The organism is Bacillus sp. FSL W8-1127, from assembly GCF_038006725.1.
Lineage (GTDB): Bacteria > Bacillota > Bacilli > Bacillales > DSM-4216 > Bacillus_O > Bacillus_O smithii.
Genome location: NZ_JBBOVU010000001.1, coordinates 2,143,277 through 2,165,335 on the forward strand (window position 1 = coordinate 2,143,277; position 22,059 = coordinate 2,165,335).

General features: G+C 41.2%; 22 protein-coding genes and 2 pseudogenes. 2 read left to right on the forward strand and 22 right to left on the reverse strand.

Translation table 11 applies throughout. The annotated features are described in order from the left end of the window. Positions 1 to 77: 77 nt before the first annotated feature. A pseudogene (locus tag NST12_RS17130) lies at positions 78 to 948 on the reverse strand (methyl-accepting chemotaxis protein); the annotation flags it as partial. Then, positions 946 to 1,683, reverse strand: a pseudogene (locus NST12_RS17135) (MCP four helix bundle domain-containing protein); the annotation flags it as partial. The pseudogenes NST12_RS17130 and NST12_RS17135, both read right to left, overlap by 3 nt. A 413-nt stretch (positions 1,684 to 2,096) precedes the next feature. Here NST12_RS17135 and NST12_RS10145 point away from each other — a divergent pair. Continuing rightward, on the forward strand, positions 2,097 to 2,594 hold the full coding sequence (locus NST12_RS10145) for an inorganic diphosphatase (RefSeq protein WP_048623604.1): 498 nt from the start codon (positions 2,097 to 2,099) through the stop codon (positions 2,592 to 2,594). 82 nt (positions 2,595 to 2,676) lie between these two features. On the opposite strand, the gene NST12_RS10150 is transcribed toward NST12_RS10145, so the two are convergent. The 12 genes from NST12_RS10150 to NST12_RS10205 all read right to left on the reverse strand — a co-directional run bounded on the left by NST12_RS10150 (position 2,677) and on the right by NST12_RS10205 (position 14,632). Then, positions 2,677 to 2,853: a hypothetical protein gene (locus NST12_RS10150; protein ID WP_156179247.1), complete on the reverse strand. Its 177-nt coding sequence runs from the start codon at positions 2,851 to 2,853 to the stop codon at positions 2,677 to 2,679. A 240-nt stretch (positions 2,854 to 3,093) separates the two neighbouring features. Then, entirely contained in the window at positions 3,094 to 4,869 is a 1,776-nt protein-coding gene (locus NST12_RS10155; RefSeq protein WP_341101115.1) for an ATP-binding protein, read from the reverse strand. Next, positions 4,866 to 5,570, reverse strand: coding sequence for a response regulator transcription factor (locus tag NST12_RS10160; RefSeq protein ID WP_169799157.1), 705 nt, complete (start codon positions 5,568 to 5,570; stop codon positions 4,866 to 4,868). The genes NST12_RS10155 and NST12_RS10160 overlap by 4 nt, the downstream gene beginning before the upstream one ends. Before the next feature lie 203 nt (positions 5,571 to 5,773). After that, on the reverse strand, positions 5,774 to 6,958 hold the full coding sequence (gene ccsB, locus NST12_RS10165; RefSeq protein WP_048623606.1) for a c-type cytochrome biogenesis protein CcsB: 1,185 nt from the start codon (positions 6,956 to 6,958) through the stop codon (positions 5,774 to 5,776). Further along, entirely contained in the window at positions 6,955 to 8,583 is a 1,629-nt protein-coding gene (locus NST12_RS10170) for a cytochrome c biogenesis protein ResB (RefSeq protein WP_048623607.1), read from the reverse strand. Before NST12_RS10170 ends, ccsB begins: the two co-directional genes overlap by 4 nt. A gap of 18 nt (positions 8,584 to 8,601) precedes the next feature. Next, complete coding sequence (resA, locus tag NST12_RS10175) at positions 8,602 to 9,135, reverse strand: thiol-disulfide oxidoreductase ResA (protein ID WP_328202653.1); 534 nt, start codon at positions 9,133 to 9,135, stop codon at positions 8,602 to 8,604. A 273-nt stretch (positions 9,136 to 9,408) separates the two neighbouring features. Beyond that, entirely contained in the window at positions 9,409 to 10,134 is a 726-nt protein-coding gene (locus tag NST12_RS10180; protein WP_328202655.1) for a pseudouridine synthase, read from the reverse strand. Positions 10,135 to 10,763: 629 nt separating this feature from the next. Further along, positions 10,764 to 11,297 (reverse strand): spore maturation protein, encoded by a 534-nt coding sequence (locus tag NST12_RS10185; RefSeq protein ID WP_048623608.1) that lies wholly within the window; start codon positions 11,295 to 11,297, stop codon positions 10,764 to 10,766. Position 11,298: 1 nt separating this feature from the next. Further along, the gene (locus tag NST12_RS10190; protein ID WP_328202658.1) at positions 11,299 to 11,889 is read right to left on the reverse strand and encodes a nucleoside recognition domain-containing protein; all 591 of its coding nucleotides are present in this window, start codon (positions 11,887 to 11,889) and stop codon (positions 11,299 to 11,301) included. Continuing rightward, complete coding sequence (locus NST12_RS10195; RefSeq protein WP_003355210.1) at positions 11,882 to 13,024, reverse strand: D-alanyl-D-alanine carboxypeptidase family protein; 1,143 nt, start codon at positions 13,022 to 13,024, stop codon at positions 11,882 to 11,884. Before NST12_RS10195 ends, NST12_RS10190 begins: the two co-directional genes overlap by 8 nt. Before the next feature lie 270 nt (positions 13,025 to 13,294). Continuing rightward, positions 13,295 to 13,885 carry an SMC-Scp complex subunit ScpB gene (gene scpB, locus NST12_RS10200; protein WP_003355211.1) on the reverse strand — a complete coding sequence of 197 codons (591 nt, stop codon included), beginning with the start codon at positions 13,883 to 13,885 and terminating at the stop codon, positions 13,295 to 13,297. Positions 13,886 to 13,888: 3 nt separating this feature from the next. Next, positions 13,889 to 14,632, reverse strand: a complete 744-nt coding sequence (locus NST12_RS10205; protein WP_328202691.1) for a segregation/condensation protein A — start codon at positions 14,630 to 14,632, stop codon at positions 13,889 to 13,891. Between the two features lie 192 nt (positions 14,633 to 14,824). Between NST12_RS10205 and NST12_RS10210 the strand changes: the two genes are divergently transcribed. Continuing rightward, complete coding sequence (locus tag NST12_RS10210; RefSeq protein ID WP_048623611.1) at positions 14,825 to 15,367, forward strand: DUF309 domain-containing protein; 543 nt, start codon at positions 14,825 to 14,827, stop codon at positions 15,365 to 15,367. A gap of 120 nt (positions 15,368 to 15,487) precedes the next feature. Here the strand turns inward: NST12_RS10210 and NST12_RS10215 are convergent, their stop codons facing one another. The 8 genes from NST12_RS10215 to spoIIAA form a co-directional block, all read right to left on the reverse strand. Then, on the reverse strand, positions 15,488 to 15,856 hold the full coding sequence (locus NST12_RS10215; RefSeq protein ID WP_048623612.1) for a GNAT family N-acetyltransferase: 369 nt from the start codon (positions 15,854 to 15,856) through the stop codon (positions 15,488 to 15,490). Between the two features lie 201 nt (positions 15,857 to 16,057). Further along, entirely contained in the window at positions 16,058 to 17,380 is a 1,323-nt protein-coding gene (gene lysA, locus NST12_RS10220; protein WP_328202660.1) for a diaminopimelate decarboxylase, read from the reverse strand. Positions 17,381 to 17,638: 258 nt separating this feature from the next. Next, complete coding sequence (locus tag NST12_RS10225) at positions 17,639 to 19,126, reverse strand: spore germination protein (protein WP_328202661.1); 1,488 nt, start codon at positions 19,124 to 19,126, stop codon at positions 17,639 to 17,641. A gap of 51 nt (positions 19,127 to 19,177) precedes the next feature. Further along, the gene (locus NST12_RS10230) at positions 19,178 to 19,597 is read right to left on the reverse strand and encodes a stage V sporulation protein AB (RefSeq protein ID WP_341101122.1); all 420 of its coding nucleotides are present in this window, start codon (positions 19,595 to 19,597) and stop codon (positions 19,178 to 19,180) included. Next, positions 19,590 to 20,210, reverse strand: coding sequence for a stage V sporulation protein AA (locus NST12_RS10235; protein WP_040341908.1), 621 nt, complete (start codon positions 20,208 to 20,210; stop codon positions 19,590 to 19,592). Before NST12_RS10235 ends, NST12_RS10230 begins: the two co-directional genes overlap by 8 nt. Before the next feature lie 186 nt (positions 20,211 to 20,396). Then, positions 20,397 to 21,161: an RNA polymerase sporulation sigma factor SigF gene (gene sigF / locus NST12_RS10240; protein ID WP_003355220.1), complete on the reverse strand. Its 765-nt coding sequence runs from the start codon at positions 21,159 to 21,161 to the stop codon at positions 20,397 to 20,399. Positions 21,162 to 21,173: 12 nt separating this feature from the next. Further along, positions 21,174 to 21,614: an anti-sigma F factor gene (gene spoIIAB, locus NST12_RS10245; protein ID WP_048623616.1), complete on the reverse strand. Its 441-nt coding sequence runs from the start codon at positions 21,612 to 21,614 to the stop codon at positions 21,174 to 21,176. A gap of 1 nt (position 21,615) precedes the next feature. Next, the gene (spoIIAA, locus tag NST12_RS10250; RefSeq protein ID WP_003355223.1) at positions 21,616 to 21,966 is read right to left on the reverse strand and encodes an anti-sigma F factor antagonist; all 351 of its coding nucleotides are present in this window, start codon (positions 21,964 to 21,966) and stop codon (positions 21,616 to 21,618) included. Positions 21,967 to 22,059 lie beyond the last annotated feature (93 nt).

Here is a 22,059-nt window from a genome sequence, read left to right on the forward strand (position 1 = left end):
TTTGACATGAAAATGATGGATCGCTTCATCCAGGCTTTGTACTTCTGTTTCCATTTGCTGAATTCCATTGGCTATTTGTTCAATGGATGAGGACGATTCCTCAGCAGTAGCCGTAACTTGTTCAAAGCCGGCGGCAGATTCTTCTGATACTGCTGCTATATTTTCAATAGCCGACGTAATGTCTTTCGTATGGTCTAAAATATCATATAAGTTCGTAGACATTTCTTCTACTTGCTCAAATACCCGTTCAATGCTTTGATAAATTTGATGGAAGGATTCGCCTGTTGATTGAATGGATTGGCGGCCTCCTTCTACTGTTCCATATCCTGCTTTCAGCGCTTGAACCACTTTTCCCGTTTCGTTTTGCACTTCCGAAATAATGGCTGTGATGTCAGCCACCGAATGATTCACCCCTTCTGCCAATTTTCTTACCTCCTCTGCCACGACGGCAAAGCCGCGTCCACTTTCACCTGCTCGCGCTGCCTCAATGGCTGCATTAAGAGCAAGCAAATTCGTTTGTTCGGAAATGTCTTCAATCACATTGACCAATTTGCTGATGTTTTCGGTTTTTTTGTTCAACCCTTCCACTAGCTGGAGCGCTTCATTTACCGTAATGGAGATGTGGTTCATTTCTTCCACGGATTGGTTCATTTTTTGTCTGCCCTGATCGGCCAGTTCTTTCATTTGTTCGGCTTTTGTTTTCACTTCTTCCCCTTTTAACGAGGAATCCATTAACATTTTCATGAATTTTTCCATATCGCTCGATAATTTTTGGTTAGAATTGGCCTGTTCTTGAATGCCGTTTGAAAGATCTTCCATCGTTGTGGCGATTTGCACGGCACCTTCTTTTACGTCAAATGAATATTTAGCCATTTTTTCACTGTGTGTTAATAAGTTGGCGGAGACGCTTTGCACTCCGGAGATGGTCCTTTTTAGATGATCGTTCATCACGTTTAAAGCGTCTACCAACTCCCCTATCTCATCTTTATTTTTTAACTGCAATGGTTCTTTTGGAAGAGTGCCCTGTGCAATCATCAGAAGACGATCTTTTGCACGAACAATCGGACTTGAAATGATCTTTGTAAATATTTGAGTGACGACTAGACTGATGACAATGATCACGATAGCTAATGTCAAACCCCAGCCTGCTATGGTATTGCTATTGGAAATGATTTCATTTCCATTAGAGTGAATATTGCTTTTTTCCTTTTGGGCAATGGAATCAAAATCAGCCATGATCTTTTGAGCGATCGGCTCCGCTTTTTGTTGCAACGCAGCCCGGGCTTCTTTTACTTTTCCATGATCATAGGCTTTAATGACGTCATTGAGTACTAGAGATCGCCACTTCTTACTGTCCGCAATAACGGCTTTCATTTCCTTCGATGGATGCTCGCTTAAAATCGAGTCGGAAATGGCTTTGCTAGATTCCGTATATTGATTAAACTCATCCTTATATTTAGGATCTCCATAAAGAACATAAGCTCTGGCAAGAGCAATACGTTGCGAAATATTAAAACGCAGTTCTTGCTCCGCAACCAGCTCGGGAACTTGATTTTTGATCATATTCTCCGTTTTCTGATACACGGTTTGGGAAGACACAAAGTAAATAACGGACATAATCGTCGACATGATGATTAAAATGCCGAAACCTAAATATAGTTTTCTTTTTATTGTTTTAAACATTATGCCCCCTCCTTCATTTTTCAAAATGCATTCAAGTGGACTCTATCTATTTTACCATAAAACAGGAATATAGTACCATGTAAAAGAGTATAAGGAAGTAAAATGGAATCCGTGTATCGGAAAACGGGTTGTTTGTCGGTCTAAAACAGGATCCTTCATTGATTTTTTCGACAGAGAGCAAAAAATCTTTACCCCTTATTAGAAAAAAGAACGAGGGGAGCGGACGGCCATCCACAGTCCGACGCGATTCGTCCTCTGCTCACTTGCGAACACTCTTGATGCGGAATCTTTTCGCTTTTGAATGCCAGAATTTATAGTGTGAATATTCCGAAAATATATAGAGTTGTTTGCCTCTCCCTACTTATTCCACTATAATGAAATAGTATACATAGTGTATAGGAGGTATTAGGTTCATGACGGTGAAAAACCAAATAGTAGAGGCGTTTATCGAAATTCCTACCGGAAGCCAAAACAAATATGAGTTTGATAAAGAACGAGGAATTTTTAAATTAGACCGTGTTTTATTTTCGCCAATGTTTTACCCAGCAGAGTACGGATATTTAGAAAATACGTTGGCTTTGGATGGAGATCCGCTGGACATTCTTGTATTGGTGACAAATCCTACTTTCCCTGGATGCGTCATTGATACTCGTGTCATTGGCTATTTGAACATGATCGACAGCGGCGAAGAAGATGCTAAACTAATCGGTGTGCCTGTAGAAGATCCTCGTTTTGATGAAATCCATTCAATCGACGACTTACCGCAGCATAAACTAAAAGAAATCGCTCATTTCTTCGAACGCTATAAAGATTTGCAAGGCAAAAAAACCGAAATCGGCACTTGGGAAGGACCTGAAAAAGCCGCTAAACTGATCGAAGAATGCCGAGCACGCTACGAAGAAAACAAATAAAAAGCAGGATGTTTCACCTGCTCTCTTTTAAACCAATTTTTTCAAAAAAGACTCACGGACGCTCTTGGCGTCCTTTTTCTTTTTACGGAGCTGTACCTTTCTCTGCAGACCACAGTCTGTAATCACCAAAACTAAGAGCATGTTTTTCTCCTGTACTGCTGCTGGTCTTGGCATAAGCAAGCCTTCCTCCAATGATCAGTATTCCGATGCAAGCCCCCATCGCTATTACGATGACCAACCGCTTTAAGTAATCCCGCATTCTGATCCTCCTCGGCAATTCTTTCACCATAAAACGTTATGATTCCAAATGACAAATTAGACCGCTTCATTTTATGTAAGCGATTCCATTTAAAAACAAAAAAAGGGTCAACCTCCTTTATAATTAGATGATGATTCAATAAGGTCGACCCTTTCTATTCGCGTATAAAGGAAGATGTTTCCCATGTAACAAGATTTATCGCCATCATTCCCACATATGAATGGGTTTTCGACAGTTTGATTAATAAGGAAGATAAAAGGAGAATGTCGTTCCTTCACCCAACTTGCTTTGAACTCTGATGCTTCCTCCATGAGCTTCCACGATGTTTTTCGCAATCGCAAGCCCTAATCCAGTGCCGGATCGGCCGCGAGTCCTGGCTTTATCGGCTTTATAGAAGCGTTCAAACACGAACGGCAGATCTTCTTCCGGAATACCCGATCCGGAATCGATTACGTAAATGACAACGCCTTTCTGTTTTTTCTCCATATCCACCTTGACAAAACCGCCTTTAGGAGTATGGCGGAGAGCATTGTCAATCAAATTCGTCAACACTTGCTCAATGCGGTCCGGATCGATATTGGCGGCAAAAGATGGCTTGTTCCAATCGAACAGTAAACGAACCTCTTGATCCTTCGCCAATCCTTGAAACTTGTTCGTGACTCTTTTGATAAAAGCCGGAATTTCTACTTCTCTTTTTTGTAAGTTGGTATGCCCGGCTTCCATTCTCGCTAAATCTAATAATTCGTTGACCAGCCTTTTCATTCGCAATGATTCTTCATAGATGATTTTCACGATTTCCTTCTTTTCTTCATCCGTCGCTGCGATGTCATCAATAATGGCTTCACTGTACCCTTGAAGCAAGGAAATAGGCGTTCTCAGCTCGTGGGAAACGTTGGCGATAAAATCTTTACGGAGCTTGTCCAGTCTGCGTTCTTCCGTCATATCCCGAACAACCGCTACAGCCCCCCGAACCGTTTCTCCACTGTATAAAGGGCTCACAATGACGACATACGTTCTTCCTTGAACAGTCAATTCACCTATTTGCTCTGATTCCTCCCGACGGAAAACTTTTCCCAATAATTCTTGAATAAGAGTCGGGGCGGTTTCCGGTTGTTCATCTTCTCTGTGCTCATAATACCAGTTTTGCAAAAAACGATCGGCCGGAGGATTCGTAATCAAAATCGTGCCATCTCGGTTAAAAGTGATCACTCCGTCTGCCATACTGCGCAAAATGCTGGCCAGCTGTTCTTTTTCCTGGTTAAGAGCATTCATGTTAAACTTAAGCCGTTTTGCCATGTGATTAAAAGCGATGCCTAACTCCCCGATTTCGTCAGACGTTAAAATCGGAACTTTCGCATCGAATTTTCCTTTTGCAAAAGAGCTCGTTGCTTCCCTCATCTTTCGCAAAGGGGCCGTAATCCGGGTGGATAAGAAAAAGGCAAACACCGTTGTCAAGAAAATCGCAATGCCGGCCGCCAATATAATCAGTTTAGTCGTCTGCTCCGACGTCTCCTTAATCACTTCCAGCGACTGATAAAGGAACACTGCTCCATTTTCATTCGGAGACATTTTCAGAGGAACTCCCACTACAATCGAATTTTCATAGCGATTGGAAAATTTTTTCCCACCATGGATGTTGATTTCTTTTTGGACATATTTTTTATTTTTGAAAACTTTGGACAATTGCTTGTCGTGTATGATGACGCTGCGGTCCAGTTTATCTTTCGGAGAAATATTGGGCGAATATAAAAAGGTGTCCTTATTCTTAGCAATAATGACATGAACATGTGAATCGACAATTTCCCATGCCATTTCCGTACCGATTTTTTCATTTGGATGGTGGGCCAGGATGTCCGCAATTTTTTCCGCGGTATTAGATAATTCCTTTTCCACCTGATTGACGTGGTAATTTTCGAAAAAACCTAACAGCAAAATGGTAAGAACAAATAAGACAAAGGACACCAAGAGCAAGATGGTCGCCCATAATTTTCCTACAATACTTCTCCAAAATTTCATTCAGGCTTTACCTCGAATTTATAGCCTACTCCCCAAACGGTTACAATCATCTTAGCGGCTTTTTCAGACACTTTGTTCAGCTTTTCCCGCAGCCGTTTTACGTGAGTGTCGACAGTACGCAAATCGCCAAAGAACTCATAATGCCAAACTTCCTTTAATAAGTGCTCGCGATCAAACACTTTATCCGGCGTTTTTGCCAGAAAATACAGAAGTTCGTATTCTTTCGGTGTTAAATTTACTTCTTTTCCGTCCGCAGTTACACGGTGGGCATCATTGTCAATGACTAAATGGGGATACACGATCATGTCCTTAGCAGAAGCGTTCGTATGCAAATAACTTGTCGTAGAAGCACGTCTCAGCAGCGCTTTTACCCTCAGCACAACTTCACGCGGGCTAAAAGGCTTTACGACGTAATCATCTGCTCCGACTTCAAATCCTTGCACACGATTTGCTTCTTCGCCTTTAGCCGTCAGCATGATGACAGGAGTAGCTTTCTTTTCTCTTAACTCTTTGCATACTTCCACACCGTCTTTACCGGGCATCATGAGATCAAGAATGATGCAATCATAATCAGTGGTTAACGCTTTGTCTAACGCAGTATTTCCGTCGGCTGCCTCATCTATCACAAAATTTTCCTTTTCCAAATACATTTTCAATAGTCGCCGAATTCTTTCCTCATCGTCGACAATTAAAATTTTCATCTCTTCTTCCACTTTATTTCCCTCCTAGTCTAAACTAGTTGTTCATCCCCGCTTTATGCTAAACAAGTAAGGAGGAGCAGTAACTCTTTGCTCCGTTAAATGAAGGGCCACATGCTTCATTTTAATAGGAAAAAAGCCTCTTTTAAAAGGGAAGGATTGAACTTTTTATGAACATCGACAAATTCTGATTTTAAAATCGGCTGCTACGCATAAGAATGCAGCCCGGCTATGACGAGATTGACCGCCACTAAGTTAAACATGATAATGATAAATCCGATCACCGCCATCCATGCGGATCGTTCTCCATGCCAGCCTTTGGAAAGACGCAAATGCAAAAAAGCAGCATAAAACAGCCAGGTAATAAGAGCCCAAACCTCTTTCGGGTCCCATCCCCAAAACCTTGTCCACGCAATTTGCGCCCAAATCATGGCAAAAACCAAAGCGCCTAAAGTGAAAACCGGAAAACCGATTAAAACAGCGCGGTAGCTGATTTCATCGACTAAGTCCAAGCTGATGTTTTGGACAAAAGGCTGCAGCAAGGCGGCTATTCGTTTTCTAGTGATCACTCGAATCAGTACGTATAGAATGGTGCCTGCTATCAACGACCAAATCACCGTATTCAGTTTTTTGGCATTAATGATAGCCGGAACGTAGAAAAGTGGATTCATAACGTTTTTCGTTTGCAAATCACCCTCATGAGGACCAATCAAAGCAGGCAGATTATAAACCACTTCCGCCGGCTGCCCTTCTTTATTGACATACTGAAAAGCGGCTTCATAATCCATTACCCGGAAAATGGTTGTCACCGCCACAAAGCCGATGACCGCCACCAGTCCGTACATAATGACTTCCAGCCAAAAAGTCCGTTTGCTCGCTTTTGATTGATCCACCACTTTGATTAAATAAATGAGCCCGGCAATAAAACTGATGGATAAAATCCCTTCTCCTGCCGCCGCTGTCGTAACATGAATATGAAGCCAATCGCTTTGCAACGCGGGGATTAATGGACTGATTTCTCTTGGAAACATGCTCGCATAAGCGATGATAATGACCGCGACAGGAAGAGCGAAAAGGCCAAGTGCAGGCAAACGATAAATAAAATAAATAATGATAAAGGCCCCTACTAACATCATGCCAAAAAACGTCGTAAATTCAAATAAGTCACTCACCGGTGCATGCCCGGCAGCAGCCCATCTAGTAAAAAAATATCCGACTTGAGCGATAAAACCGACGATGGTGATCAAAATTCCTATTTTCGCCCAGCGATTAGGTTCCTTTACCATTTCAGCGTTTTTAGAGCGGATGGATCCGCCAAAAAAAAGCGTTGCTACTAAATACAGAATAAAAGCGGTATATAATAAGTTACTGCTTAAATGTGCTAGCGTCACGCTTCTTCCCCCTTTTCAGATTGGTCAACCGGCACCGGCAATTGGGTTCCTTCTAGAATAGACGAAATTTCTTTTTTTAATCCATACCAGTTTTTATTTGTATGAGCAGCAATATAAACTTCGCCATCTACTTTTCTAATCCAAATCCTGCGATGATTCCAATAAGCGCCTTGAATGACGCCGATCATAAAAATCGCTCCCCCCAGGGCTAAAATCCAAAGAGTTAAATCTTTATGGACTGTCAATGCAGAGACATTCCGTGTTTCAAGGCTTTTAAACTTCATTTTATAATCGGTTGCACCAAGCGGCTCGATAGTCTGCCTGATCGCTACAAAACTCACTTCTCCATCAGGATGCTCAGGCGAAAACATTTTAAATAAGAAAGCAGGATTATTCGGAATCGGAGATTTGGATTGTGGCTCACCATTATTGGCAAATCCTGAAAAATCAGGATAATAACCCATTAATTTTACTTTATAGCCATGTCCTAACGAATACGTTTCTTTAGGTTGAAAAAGATCCACTTTTACCGTTCCGAACTCTTTGCCTGTTTTTTTGTCCGTTAAAGTGAACACCATCGCTTTTGGTTCGCCCAGTTTAAAGGAAGATTGGTAAATCGCGTAATGATCCAATTTGATTGGATGGTTGACACGGATGGCTCCTTCCTTTATCTTTTTTAATTTCGGTGGCGCTCCCGGCAGCCCTTGATTTTCATTTTTATAAAGAACTACATTGGATTGATAGTTTTTAGCGATGTTTCCAACGCGATCCATTGCTTGGTTAAAAACTTCCGGATCTTTCTTTTTGCTGTATTCCTGCAAAATAAATTTTTTATTTTGAACATAATATTTTCCGTTTGTCCCCGGAACCTCCAAGGTTTCCCCTTCCCTTATCCAAAGAAGCTTGTCTACATACATGCCGTCAACCGAACGCAACATAGCTCCAAATAAGAAAATGATCAAACCGATATGATTCACATAAGGTCCCCAGCGGGAAAAGCGTCCTTTTTCCGCCAACAGGGCTTCATCATCCATTCGGATACGGTAATGTTTTTTTTCCAGCTTTTTCTTGATTTTTTCGATGTCTTCATGAAAGTGATGGGCGGAACTTTGAGCAAACAAACGTTGCTTCTTCATAAAGGACTCATGTCGAACCACCCTTTGATTTCTTAAAGCGCGGTACAACGGGATGACCCTGTCAAGACTACAGATGACAAGTGATACTCCGATTAAAGCAATGAGCGTTATATACCAGACAGAGTTGTAAAGATCGTAAAAACCAAGCTTATAATAAATTTCCCCCAACGTTCCATAGACTTGTTTGTAATAATCTCCCGGGTCCACATTTTGAGGAATATACATTTTTTGAGGAAAAATCGTCCCGATGGCACTGGCAATCAACGTGACAATAATGAGGATAACTCCTACTTTAACAGAAGAAAAAAAGTTCCATATTTTATCAATGATCGTTTTATGATAAGTTTGGGAACGTCGAGCGCTTCCTTCGTAGCGCATATTATAAAGTTTGCTTTGTTTCGCTTCTTCCGTAAGTGCTCTCCCGCACGCTTCACAAAGAATAGTGCCATGAGGATTTACGTGGCCGCATTCACATTTCACCTTTTCCATAGTATTTCTCCTCTAACATTATGGTTTAATTTCCGCCAATTTTTCTCGCACTTGTTCCTCATTTTGAAGCCCGCCGATGATGACTTCTTTCACTCTTCCTTTTGAATCAATAAGAAAAGTAGTCGGCAAAGGATCGACTCCGTACGCTCTCAGCACCTCCTTATTGCCATCAATCATGATTGGAAATGTGAGATGGTATTGTTCGGCAAATTTTTTTACTACTAAATCAGGTTCACCGACATTGACAGCGAGGATTTCTACTCCTTTGCTTTTATACTCTTTTCCTACTTTTTCCAAATATGGCATTTCTTTTTTGCATGGCTCGCACCATGTCCCCCAAAAATTAAGAAAAACTCCTTTTCCTTTGTAATCAGAAAGCTTATGTTCTTTCCCATGCAAATCTTTCAAGACAAAATCAGGGGCTTGATCCCCCTTTTGAACGGACCCTTTCTCATCTCTTGTTAAATTGGCATAAAGTGTATAGCCAACTGCAGCGGCTAAGATGAGGAGAATGATCGTCCGTACCAAAAGACGTCTTTTCTTTTTATCCACATCAGCACCTCCATCTGATGAAACGATTTCTTCTTCATAGAAGAAAATGCTTCCGTCACATCGTTCATTCAGTATGTACAACAAAGGAAGCGGCCGTTGTCAAAGCAGTGCCTTAAGGCAGTCCGGCCGGATGCGCCATATAGTTTGAATTATGGTAAAAGTTTGATCTTTTTCAAAAATGAGACAATCACAGAATTTACATTCATTATACCATTTATTCCTTTATTGAATAGAAGAATGAAGCTTCGCGAATTTTATATTTTGAAAACCTCTTCATTCTCCTCTCAGCGCCAGTTCTCTCAGCTGCTTCACTTCATGAGGAGATAATTCACGAAACTCTCCGGCATTTAAACCTTGCAGCGTCAAAAAAGCAAAACGTTCTCTTCTTAATTTCAATACAGGATAGCCAATTTTTTCAAACATTCGTCTAACTTGCCTGTTTCTTCCCTCATGAATCGTGATTTCAACAATGGCGGTATTCTTTTTGCGGTCGCCACTTAAGAATTTGATTTTAGCGGGTGCCGTCATCCCGTCTTCCAATTCCACCCCTTTTTCCAACTGCTTTAAGGCTGGACGAGGAGGAATGCCTTTCAGTTTGGCAATATAAGTCTTTTCTATTTTATAGCGAGGATGCATGAGCAGATTGGCGAATTCTCCGTCATTCGTCAACAACAACAGGCCTGAAGTATCATAGTCAAGACGTCCAATTGGATAAATCCTCTTGTCCACATGAGGAAAGAAATCGATCACCGTTTTCCGTCCTTTATCATCTCGAACCGAAGAAATCACACCTCTTGGTTTGTACAGCAGAAAATACACTTTTTCTTCCCTTTCAACAGGAATCCCTTCTACTTCAATCTTATCGCTGTCTGAAACTTTCGTACCAAGTTCCGTAACTACTTCTCCATTTACTTTTACTTTTCCTTCTACTATCAGCTGCTCGGCTTTTCTTCTTGAAGCAATTCCTGCCTGAGCAATCACCTTTTGCAATCTTTCCATTTCCATCACCTCTACTGATTTCCTTAGTTGACATTCCTTACTGCATTATCACATATCGTTCCAAAAAAGCAAAGATGAATGTCATGAACGCAAAACGGGACGCTGTCTAACTGTTTTTCGTCGATCTTTCGATGGACGGGTCATGCATTGAAATTTCAGTGGCAACATAAAAAAATGGGACTGCCCCAATAGTCAGTAAAATGACTAAGAGGTGCCCCTTTTTTCATGTAAAGCTTTCTATCAAACATATTTGTGAACGAGAAAATCACTCGCTTTTCGTGTCTTGATCCGTGACACGCCTCGCACGTCCCTCGCTGCTAGGGATCTCGCCCGCTTCGCAATCATCACAGTAAAATGTTATCCGAGACAAATAAAAAAATCGCCTTTTCCATGTATGCAGATGAAAGAAGTTCATATGAAAAACGGCAGCTGATACCAGGTTGCAATGTTTAGATCGGACATTGAAACCCGTTCCTCAAAGATCAACAGACACCGGTTGCTTCACCTCGCATTTGGAAAAACGGAAAGCGTCATGTCCGCCTAAGCCAAATCCAGATATTAGTAGATGCGGGTTACGAGAAAAAACAACTATTTATATACTTTTTTCGAAAAATCATATGAACCGGAGGTCAGGAACCAAAAACGAGAGTCACCACGATGATAGCCACTATAAATCCCGCCAAATCGGCCAAAAGTCCGACTTTTAAGGCATCCCCCATTTTTTTTACCCCAACGGCTCCAAAATAAACAGTCAAAACGTACATTGTTGTATCCGTGCTTCCTTGAATAACCGAAGCCAATCGGCCAATATACGAATCAGGACCGTGAGTCGAAATCAAATCGGTCATCATTCCAAGCGCCGCATTGCCGGAAATCGGTCTAATTAAGGCAAGAGGTATGATTTCAGGTGGAATCCCTGCTTTTAACAATAAGGGTTTTATGCAGCCAACCAAAAATTCCAGAGCGCCGGATGCCCGAAAAATACCTATCGACACCATCATCCCCACTAAATAAGGAATAATGGAAAAAGCCATTTGAATCCCTTCTTTCCCACCTTCCACGAACGTTTCATAGGTCGGTACTTTTTTCATTGTTCCGTACAGTAATATAAAACCTATAATAAAAGGAATGAGCCATAAGGATATGGCGGATATCCACTGCATATTATTTCACTCCGTTTTTCCTTCGATAATAAAAATACCGGTCAATTAAAATGCCAAAAATAGCGGAAAATACAGTGGAAACCAATGTTGGACCAACAATTTCAGTCGGCGAGGAAGAATGGTAAGTGATACGGACCGCGATTACCGTCGTAGGAATCAAGGTAATGCTCGATGTATTAATAGCCAAAAAAGTAATCATCGAGCGGCTGGCTGCCTCCTTTCCGCCATTCAACTTTTTCAACTGCTCCATTGCTTTTATTCCAAGGGGTGTTGCTGCATTCCCAAGTCCGAATAAATTGGCCATCATATTGGATACAATATATCCTAATGCAGGATGGTCGGGAGGCACTTCGGGAAAAAGCCGCCTCACGAGCGGGCGAAAGGCTTTGGACATTTTATCAAGCAAACCGGATTCTTGGGCGATTCTCATCATGCCGAGCCAAAATACTAATACACTGATCAATCCAATGCACAACGTGACTGCTTGGCCGGCTGTTTCGAAGATGGCTTCATTCACTTTATCCATATTTCCATTCACCATCGCAAATAGCAAGCCAACGATCGTCATTCCTACCCATATATAGTTAACCATTTGATTTCACACCCATCTGCATCGCAAACAAGTCTTTCCAGTACTGTATCCAACCTTTTTTCTCTGTTTTGACTGGTTCAAAGTAAATCGGAATGGACCGAACTTGACGATGATCAAAATAGACAACAGCCCGACCTACTAATGAAGGCACATTTCTGCCTTTTTTCCAAGCCTTTTTAGGCTTTAGCAATTCATAATTTACTTCTACTTTTTTTTCTTCTTTTTTGGTGAGAGGCAGTACCACTTCTTTCTTTGTGTAAACTCGTCCTTTATAAAAAGAATTTTTTACTTCGTCAATTTTTCCTTTTGGCAAAACTACTTTTGGATCGTAACGATCAAATGCATAGTCAAACATTTTTATATGATCATCCCAATCATTTGGATCATCCAAAGTGACGGCAATTAAATCAAAGTCTCCTTTTTGGGCAGTAGATACAAGCGTCCTTTTCGCTTTTTTGGTATATCCTGTTTTTCCACCCGTACTATATGGATATTTTTCCGTCAACAGTTTGTTTTTATTTTTCCAGACCCTGTCCCAATCCCCCCTGGGGTCAGGCACTTTGTACACTTTTGTACCTGCAATTTTCCGATAGGTTTTATTTTGCATTGCATATTTCGTTAACAGCGCCATATCGTAAGCCGTAGAAAAATGATCATCCGAATCATCAAGACCGTGTGGATTCGAAAAATGAGTGTTTTTCATGCCGATCTCTTTCGCTTTTTGATTCATGAGAAAAACAAATCCTTCTACGCTTCCCCCCACGTGTTCCGCAATCGCAACAGCTGCGTCATTTCCTGATCTAAGCATTAATCCATAAACAAGGTCTTTCAGTTTTATTTTTTCTCCTGGTTGTAAATATAGGGAAGAGCCTTCTGTATGAACGGCACGCTCAGACACTTTGACTGTATCATTTAATTTTCCGGATTCAATTGCCACGATGGCCGTCATGATTTTCGTAATGCTGGCAATCCGCTTAATCTCGTGGGGGTCTTTCTCATATAATATACGGCCGCTGTTTTGATCCATCAAAACGGCGCTTTTAGCGCTGATCGATAGTTTCGCCTCTACCGGCTTGGGCCATAAAGGAACAAGCAGCAAAAGGGAGAAACATATGTAAACCATACTCCTTTTCATTTCCGCCCTCTCCTTCTGTTGTTTGTACAAGTCTATGCAGAAGAAATCGGCATATGATGAAAAGTTGTCGCATTCTTCATTGCACACACGGGAAAAAATCAAGCGTGAGAGGGAATTCCGGCAGCTGTTTTTTCATTGGAACCATTTAATGTTTTTTTATTCTTTCACTCCTCATAAACAAATAAAAAAGGCAAAAGTGATTTCATTTTAAAATCACTTTTGCCCTTGCAAAAAATGTTTTGATTTTCAATTTACTATATCGTAAAGGAATTATTCTTCAATTTGTAATGTTTCCTGGAATTTTTCAAAAAATAAATCCGCATCCTGCTGATATTCCTCTTCCTCAGGCTGACGGAGCGGTGGCAATTCGTTTAAATCTTTCAGTCCGAAGTAGTCGAGAAACTCATTCGTAGTGCCGTACAAAATCGGTCTTCCCGGGCTTTCTTTTCTTCCGACTTCTTTTATCAATCCTTTCGATATGAGCGTCTGAATAGGACGCTCCGTTTGGACGCCGCGAATCTCCTCAATCTCTACTTTCGTTATGGGTTGTTTATAAGCGACGATGGCCAGCGTTTCCAGCGCCGCTTGCGACAATGACTGAGGCCGCGCCGTTTCAACCATCTTTTTTAAATAAGGAGCATTTTCTTTTTTAGTAGCAAGCTGGAACGTATGGGCCCACTCGATGATCTGTAATCCTCGTTGTTCATTGTTTTCATATTCTTGCTTCAGATCATTGACAATGTCCATGGCTTCGAATTCTTCAATTTCCAACACATCTGCGATTTGCTTTAACGTCAATCCTTCGTCTCCGGCAGCAAAAAGCAAACTCTCTAAGATGCTTTTCCAATGAATCAATTCCAATCGTTATGCTCCTCCTTTCACTGCCAAGAAAATTTCCGAAAAATTTTCATCCTGCTCCGCCACTATTTCGTTTCTTTTCATCAACTCCAAGATAGCCAAAAACGTCACGACGATCACTTCTTTGCCGGTATCAGAGAATAATTCGGAAAATTTTTGCCGTTTTCCGGTTGAGCGCAGCGTCTTTAAAATTTCATCCATTTTTTCTTCAATCGGAATTTCTTCTCTGGCAATTTTGGCCGAAAGTGGCCGTTTCAGTTTTTTCCTCCGGAGCATTTTGTGATAAGCGGCGATCATTTCATATACGGTGACCTGTAAATCTTTCAGCGGAGCCTCCTCTTTGGCATAGGATGATAAGTCTGCCGGAGGTTTCGTGAAGATTTGTCCTCTTTCTGCTTCCTTTTCTTTTAACAGCTTAGCTGCCTCTTTAAATTGTTTATATTCTATCAACTTTGTCACTAGTTCCTCTCGAGGATCTTCCGGTTCCCATTCCTCAATATCATCGACGATTTCTTCTTCTTGCTTTGGAAGCAGCATTTTACTCTTTATCGCTAACAGCGTTGCCGCCATGACTAAATATTCGCTGGCTACATCGAGCTCGAGCTCTTTCATCGTATGAATATACAGCATATATTGCTCTGTAATTTCCGCCATTGGAATGTCATAAATATCTATTTCCAGATGCTGGATTAAATGAAGAAGCAAATCTAAAGGCCCTTCAAACCCTTCAACTTTTACATTAATCTGCATATTATCACCAATTCTAAAAAGCAGAAGATATTTCTTCTTTAAGATCATGAGATTGGTACATGCTCCATACCAACATTAATAGTATAGTGGATCCCCTGCTTGTTCTCCAAGTTTTATTTTCATTATACTTTTTCCATCATTCATGTTAAGCTATATTTGAATTGCGAAAAATCAATCTGAGGTGTACCCGAATTGACCTATCCCGTTTCTTACTTATTGTATTTAGCCCATTTTCATCTGGATCATGATTACTTTGAATGTCATGAAATATTAGAAGAATATTGGAAAAATGAAACACAACAAAAACGCGACTCCGTTTGGGTCTTGCTGATTCAAATTGCCGTTTCCTGCTATCACCATCGCCGTGGAAATTTCAAGGGGGCCGGTAAATTGCTGTCGAAGGTCCAAACACAGCTGAAAAAAAATCGAAAAGAACTCTTTCAGCTCGGAATCGATCCGGACCGTCTTTCACATTTACTTTTATCCCGTTATCAAGATATTCTGAATCAGAAAGAGTTTCGGCCGTTTGCTCTCCCATTGAACAATCCCAACGTGAAAAATCAGTATATGCAATTAGCCCGACAATTTTCTATTTCCAACTGGAGTGACATCCGCAATAGAAAGTACATTGTCAACCGACATTCGCTGCGAGATCGTTCCAGTATCATTGAGAACCGTCTGAAGTCACTGGAAAAGCGGCATAATTCCGGTGCTCCCGCATGGAAAAAATGCTGAGCTTCGTTCAAGATCTTTTTTAATCTTTTCAAACTTCTTAAAAATCCGCCATAACGATTTCGGGCGGCAGGCGTAAAAAAAGAGTGCCCAATCTTTGGAACACTCTTTTACCACATTTGATTAAGCATCATCTTCATTTAACTCGCAATTATCGAAGAACGCAGCTGTATACTCGTTGGGTTTCAGCTGCTTATCGCTGTGAAGTTCTTTGAGAGCTTTCAGCATCGCTTTTCCGATTCCTTCTTGACGATAGGAAGGATTGACACAAATATGTTGAATTTCAGCAATATTTCCTTCTTTTAGTTGAATTCCAACGACTCCGACAATATCTTCTTTATCTTCTTTTTTCCATAAATACAGTTGCCATTGATCATCAGTTTCGTATGTTTTCATGGTTTGCTGTAGCTTTTTAACGTCCTTTTCATTAGGCATGAACGATAACAAGCCCATTGCAATTTTTTCAAAAGACTTTTTATAACGAATAAGCATTCTTAATCCCTCTTAAGTTCGTGTATTTCCGCTACACTCTTTCCATTCATCCAATGACATAGCTGTAACTATATTACTAAAATTTATCGAAGGAATCAACTTATGGTTGCAAAATGGAAATATATGCCTGAACGAATCCGTCGTCTAGCCAAAATAGGCGTAAGATGCTTCTTCCCGTTCTCCACCTCTTCTATCCTTTCATTATGCGTTTTCAACGGAAACAGTTAGCGGTAAGTCTAATTTCACCAAATCTTCATAGCTTTCCCTTTTGATCACAAGACGCGCTTCTCCGTTTTCGACAAATATCACAGCCGGCCGTGGAATTCGATTATAATTGTTAGCCATGGAATAACCATATGCTCCCGTACAAAAAACGGCTAAAATGTCTTTATGGTTCGGTTTTGGAACAGGCAAGTCCCATATCAGCATATCGCCAGACTCGCAGCATTTTCCCGCAACGGATACCGTTTCTTCTACAGGATCATTCATCCGATTGGCAATGACGGCCTCATATTTGGCATCGTAAAGAGCCGGTCGAATATTATCCGACATTCCCCCATCAATGGCCATATATTTCCTCACTTCAGGAATTTCCTTCATTGAACCGATTGTATACAATGTCATTCCGGCATCTCCCACAAGAGAACGCCCCGGCTCAATCCAAATTTCCGGCATTGTTAAATGAAGGAGCTCCGTTTGCTGTTTCACTTCATGGATAATTTCTTCCACATAGCGGGACGGTTCAAGCGGATCATCCTCGCTCGTATATCTTATGCCGAACCCACCGCCTAAATTAAGAACTTCAGGCTGAAACTGATACTTTTCTTTCCATTCCGCCATCTTGGTCAACAATTTTTTGGCCGCCAGCTTAAACCCGGTCGTTTCGAAAATTTGAGAACCGATGTGGCAATGAAGACCAAGAACATTTAAATAAGGTGAGCGAAGGGCCATTTTCAGCGCATCCTCGCTTTGTCCGCTGTTTAAATCAAACCCAAATTTGGAATCTTCCTGCCCTGTCAAAATATAGTCATGAGTATGAGCTTCCACTCCAGGCGTCACGCGCAGCAAAACATTTACTTGTTTGTCTTTCTTTTTGCATAATTGCTGCAAGAGTTCAAGTTCATAAAAATTATCAACGACAATGCACCCGATCTCGTAATCAAGCGCCATTTCCAACTCTTCTTCGCTTTTGTTATTGCCATGAAAATGAATTTTTTCACGTGGAAAATCCGCTTTAATAGCCGTGTACAGCTCACCGGCAGAAACAACGTCAAGCGATAGTCCTTCCTGATCTGCCAGCTGAAGCATGGCGATGGAAGAAAATGCCTTGCTGGCGTAGGCAACCTGAGCCTTAACCCCCAACCGTTCAAATGTATTTTTAAATCCGCGCGCCCTGTTTCGGATCATGGCAACATCATATACATACAGCGGTGTACCGTATGTTTTCGCCAATTCTACCACATCTGCGCCGCCAAATACTAAATGCCCTTTCTCATTAATGGCAGCTGAAGCATGTTCTACCATTTTTATCCCTCATTCCGTCATCCGATTTCTGATATAATCACCGCAAGATTCTGATAAATCTATTGATGAAAACAATCGACAGCCGAACACTGTCGATTGATCTCGTTTCATAAAAAAGATAAATGTAATATAACATATATTTGAAATCAGCTCAACTTCAAGATTACCACTTTGTTCCTCCGGCCTATTTATTACTTGTTTTCATCCTATTCAAAACAGAGTAAATCAATATGGCAGGGAAGTTTTAACTGATTTCGATCATGATGATTTGGTTGGCTGTTTGTATCGATCTTGCGGGTGAACAATGCTCGGACGAATTTTTTCTCCCGGAACCGGACGTCTTACCAACACATTTAACAACGCTTTTGGATTAAAAGGGATAAACGGCCATAAATAAGGTGTATTTAATGAACGAATACTGGCCAGATAGATGAGAAAAACGGTGCTGCCGATGACAAATCCCGGAACTTTAAAAAGGACTACCATAATGAGGAGAAACATTCGTGCCAACGTATTGGCAATGCTTAATTCATAGCTGGGAGTCGTAAAGGTCCCGATGGCTGCGACGGATACATATAAAATGACTTCCGGAACAAACAGTCCAACTTCCACTGCAATTTCACCGATCATCACGGCTGCAATCAGCCCCATAGCCGTTGATAACGGCGTCGGTGTATGAATGGCCGCTATTCTGAAAAATTCGATTCCCATGTCTGCTAAAAAGAGCTGAACCACTACAGGAATATGCGACTTTTTGTGGGGGCCTATATAATCGATTTGATCCGGAAGCAAGGATGGATCTTTCACACATAAATACCAAAGAGGCAACAGAAAGATGGAAATAAAAATGCCGATAAAGCGCGTCCATCGTACAAATGTCCCTACGGCTGCTGCCTCCCGGTATTCCTCGGCATGCTGGACATGATGGAAAAACGTTGCAGGAGTTAAAATAACGCTTGGCGATGTATCCACAATAATCATCACATGCCCTTCCAATAAATGGGCGGAAGCGATATCGGCTCTTTCTGTATAACGAACGAGTGGATATGGGGTATAGCCTTGCTTCAGCAAAAATTCTTCTACTATTTTATCGGCCATGGGCAAGCCGTCGATATTAATGTTTTCAAGCTCCTGCCTGATCACGTTGACTAAGTCGGGATTAGCCACATCTTTAATATATCCAATGGCTACATCCGTTTTGGAACGCTCCCCTATTTTCAATAACTCGAACCGCAATCGTTCATCACGGATTCTCCTTCTTGTTAATGCCGTATTCATAATGATATTTTCCACATAGCCATCACGGGAGCCTCGCACAACTTTTTCGGTGTCCGGCTCTTCCGGCTGTCTGCCGGGATAATGCCGAACATCGACAATAAAGGCCTCTTCTTCCCCTTCCACTAAAATGGCTACAAGCCCGGATAGTACTTGATCCACCATTTCATCAATCGTTTTCACTTTCTGAACCGATTGATTGACAATTCGGTTTTCCACGATTTCTTTTACTCGAATGGTATTTCTTTCTGTATCGTTGAGACGAGTCAAAAACATCAAAATACCTGTAATAAAGGAAGTATCGCATAGACCGTTCACATAATATAGATGAACGTTTTTTCTGATGATTTTTAGTTTCCGAACACCTAGATCAAAGCTAGTGCCCAATCCCACCCTTTCTTTCATCATTTCTTCAAGATGAGAAAGGTCTTTAGGAATGGTGGTTTTCGTATTGAGATCTTGCTTTCCCATTGTTAAACGCTCCCTTCCAATGTATCAACAAAACAAACATATTTTTTATCGCTATAGCCGGGCAAAATACATCCAATGAAACAGCGATCCGGCCACTTTTCCTATCACGATCGCCATTAATAGCGATACGATTTGATTATCAACGCCTATTCTTTTCGCTAAAATCGGCAACACGTTCGTGACTTCTGTCAGCGCAGCCGCAAGCATTCCAATAAAAATCCCGTACATAAGCCCAATTGGAATCAAAAACGCCGGAAAAAAAGAATATGTCACTTTCCATAAACTGATCAAACATCCGAACAATGCTCCAAGCACGATCGCCCATTCATAATAGCTAATCTTGTTGACGGTTTTCGTCAGCTGAGTAAGACGCGGCACAATTCCCAGCACACTTAGAAAAGCGACGAATCCTCCTCCGACAGATAAGCCACCAGCAAGCCCGACAAAGGCTGCTATCGCCTCTTTAATCATCTTTCAGTTCCTTCATGCTTTCTTTGTTTTCATGTACAATCATGTATTGGTCTAAATCTTGCTGGTAATTGAACATTTCGACTTCCAAAGGGCTCGGTTCTTCGTTAATCCGTTTTTGAAAGACATGATTGAAGAATAAAATCATTCCCACACCTAAACCAAGCGAGTACGGAATTTGGAAAATCAGCGGATTTTGATCCTCTTTTCCCGTGATAATTCGATACAGCTCCCTATGAACTTTTCCCATGCTCACATCTTCATGAAAGTTCATAATGGTAAAAGCCGCTCCGATAAATAACAGCAGCCAGACGCTGATAAACAAGAGCGGGGAAGCTTTCTTTTTCTTATAAATCACTTCTACAATCGTCTGAGCCGGCCCGATGGTCTGAACATCTGCCTGTGGAAATACTTTCAAAACTTGATCAATTACCTTGATGACATCGATAATAATAAAATTTTTATCCTCTTTTCTAATCTGATAAATGGGCAAGTTTTGCAAAGTGTTCAAATACGGTTCTGGAGCAATAATTTGAGCAAGATCTTTTAATAATAGTTTTTGCAACTCGGGACATTGTAGCTTGTTTCTCATCCGAATGTAGATTGTTTTTTCCATAGTTTTACCACTTCCTGAGCGATCAGTTTGTTTCTGTTCATAGTATGGGCCGTTTTGGTTATTTTTTTCAATCCAATAACTGTCAGTCATCCTAAACATATGGTATCCATCCATTGGCAAAAGCCCATGGAATTTGATGCAAGATAGGAAATCAACCATTTTGAACAAAAAAAAGCACATGAATCGTTATGATTGATTCATGTGCGTTCTCATTTGAATTAAAATCTTTTTCTCAAGCCTTGACACTTGCACTTGAGATATTCCCAGCCTTTCAGCCACTTCAGATTGCGTCTGATCTTTATAATAGCGCAAATAGACAATCAGCCTTTCCCGTTCATCCAATTCACGGATCGCCTCTTTTAGCGCCATTTTATCAAACCATTGCTCATCATTTTGATCGGCGATTTGATCCAGCAAGGTAATAGGATCACCGTCATTTTCATACACTGTTTCATGAATAGAGGTAGGCATTTTGCTAGCTTCTTGCGCCATAATGATTTCTTCCGGCGAAAGATCTAAATGCGCTGCCAATTCGTTGATTGTAGGAGCCCGCCCCAAACGTTTCGTTAATTCATCCTTTGCTTTGCGTACTCTGTTTCCCATTTCTTTCAAGGAACGGCTCACTTTTACTGTACCGTCATCTCTTATAAACCTTTGTATTTCCCCGATGATCATGGGGACCGCATAAGTCGAAAACTTCACATCGTATGTCAAATCAAATTTATCTACAGATTTTAATAATCCGATACAGCCAATTTGAAACAAATCATCCGGTTCATATCCCCTGTTTAAAAAACGCTGTACAACAGACCAGACTAGCCGCATATTTTTTTGGACAAGGAGCTCTCTTGCCTCTTGATTGCCTTGCTGGCTCTTTTGGATCAAATCTTTCACTTCATGATCTTTTAAGATGGATGGTTTACCTTTATCCTTTTTCAATTCCACGTCCATAGGCACGACTCCTTAGTTACACAATGCTTTACTGTTGGCGATGTGTTTGGTCAATCGAATCGTGGTGCCTTTTCCAGGTTGTGAGATCACTTCGACTTCATCCATAAAATTTTCCATAATCGTAAAGCCCATGCCTGAGCGTTCCAATTCAGGCTTTGTTGTAAACAAAGGTTGGCGAGCTTCTTCGATATTGGCTATCCCAATCCCTTCGTCCCGTATGACCATGTCGACGACGCCATCTTCAATGGCGACAGAAATATAGATGATTCCTGCAGGATTGTTTTCATATCCATGAATGATGGCATTCGTCACAGCTTCTGACACGACCGTTTTGATTTCCGTCAATTCATCCATCGTCGGATCCAGCTGTGCAATAAAAGCAGCCACCGTCACTCGAGCAAATGATTCATTTTCGCTAATAGCACTAAATTGCAAACTCATTTCATTTCGCATTCTACGCTACCCCCAATCTTACCAAAGCGCCTGTCTCTGATTGTTCCAATCGAATGATTTTGAACAGTCCCGACATTTCAAACAGCCGCTTGACAGATGGAGATATGGCGCAAACGACCATCTCACCATGTTTTTGCTGAATTTGCTTATATCTGCCTAATATGACACCGAGTCCGGAGCTGTCCATAAAGGACAAATGCTCCAAATTCAAAACAATATGACGAATATCGTATGCTTCGATGGTTTCTGACGCCTGTTTTCTCAATGATTCAGCCGTGTGGTGGTCCAATTCGCCGCTTAATCGAATGCAGAGCACATCCGTTTTCACTTCCATATCAATCGCAAGACTCACAGCGTTTTCCTCCTTTAATCCTTTGCTAGTGAGTCAATTCGACTTATGAATCATGGAATCCTTCTCCATGACAAAAATAGTATCTATTCGCCA

What these genes read in the sequence shown, in the direction of transcription:
- NST12_RS10230 (WP_341101122.1), bottom strand. Translation starts at nt 19,597, where the DNA reads ATGATTAAAGAGGCGATAGCAGCCTTTGTCGGGCTTGCTGGTGGCTTA.
- NST12_RS10160 (WP_169799157.1), bottom strand. Translation starts at nt 5,570, where the DNA reads ATGAAAATTTTAATTGTCGACGATGAGGAAAGAATTCGGCGACTATTG.
- lysA (WP_328202660.1), bottom strand. Translation starts at nt 17,380, where the DNA reads ATGGTAGAACATGCTTCAGCTGCCATTAATGAGAAAGGGCATTTAGTA.
- NST12_RS10195 (WP_003355210.1), bottom strand. Translation starts at nt 13,024, where the DNA reads ATGAAAAGGAGTATGGTTTACATATGTTTCTCCCTTTTGCTGCTTGTT.
- NST12_RS10145 (WP_048623604.1), top strand. Translation starts at nt 2,097, where the DNA reads ATGACGGTGAAAAACCAAATAGTAGAGGCGTTTATCGAAATTCCTACC.
- sigF (WP_003355220.1), bottom strand. Translation starts at nt 21,161, where the DNA reads ATGGACGTGGAATTGAAAAAGGATAAAGGTAAACCATCCATCTTAAAA.
- NST12_RS10215 (WP_048623612.1), bottom strand. Translation starts at nt 15,856, where the DNA reads ATGCTTATTCGTTATAAAAAGTCTTTTGAAAAAATTGCAATGGGCTTG.
- NST12_RS10170 (WP_048623607.1), bottom strand. Translation starts at nt 8,583, where the DNA reads ATGGAAAAGGTGAAATGTGAATGCGGCCACGTAAATCCTCATGGCACT.
- NST12_RS10150 (WP_156179247.1), bottom strand. Translation starts at nt 2,853, where the DNA reads ATGCGGGATTACTTAAAGCGGTTGGTCATCGTAATAGCGATGGGGGCT.
- NST12_RS10235 (WP_040341908.1), bottom strand. Translation starts at nt 20,210, where the DNA reads ATGGAAAAAACAATCTACATTCGGATGAGAAACAAGCTACAATGTCCC.
- NST12_RS10205 (WP_328202691.1), bottom strand. Translation starts at nt 14,632, where the DNA reads ATGCAGATTAATGTAAAAGTTGAAGGGTTTGAAGGGCCTTTAGATTTG.
- NST12_RS10185 (WP_048623608.1), bottom strand. Translation starts at nt 11,297, where the DNA reads ATGCAGTGGATATCCGCCATATCCTTATGGCTCATTCCTTTTATTATA.
- NST12_RS10155 (WP_341101115.1), bottom strand. Translation starts at nt 4,869, where the DNA reads ATGAAATTTTGGAGAAGTATTGTAGGAAAATTATGGGCGACCATCTTG.
- NST12_RS10190 (WP_328202658.1), bottom strand. Translation starts at nt 11,889, where the DNA reads ATGGTTAACTATATATGGGTAGGAATGACGATCGTTGGCTTGCTATTT.
- spoIIAB (WP_048623616.1), bottom strand. Translation starts at nt 21,614, where the DNA reads ATGCGAAATGAAATGAGTTTGCAATTTAGTGCTATTAGCGAAAATGAA.
- NST12_RS10180 (WP_328202655.1), bottom strand. Translation starts at nt 10,134, where the DNA reads ATGGAAAGATTGCAAAAGGTGATTGCTCAGGCAGGAATTGCTTCAAGA.
- NST12_RS10225 (WP_328202661.1), bottom strand. Translation starts at nt 19,126, where the DNA reads ATGGGAAAGCAAGATCTCAATACGAAAACCACCATTCCTAAAGACCTT.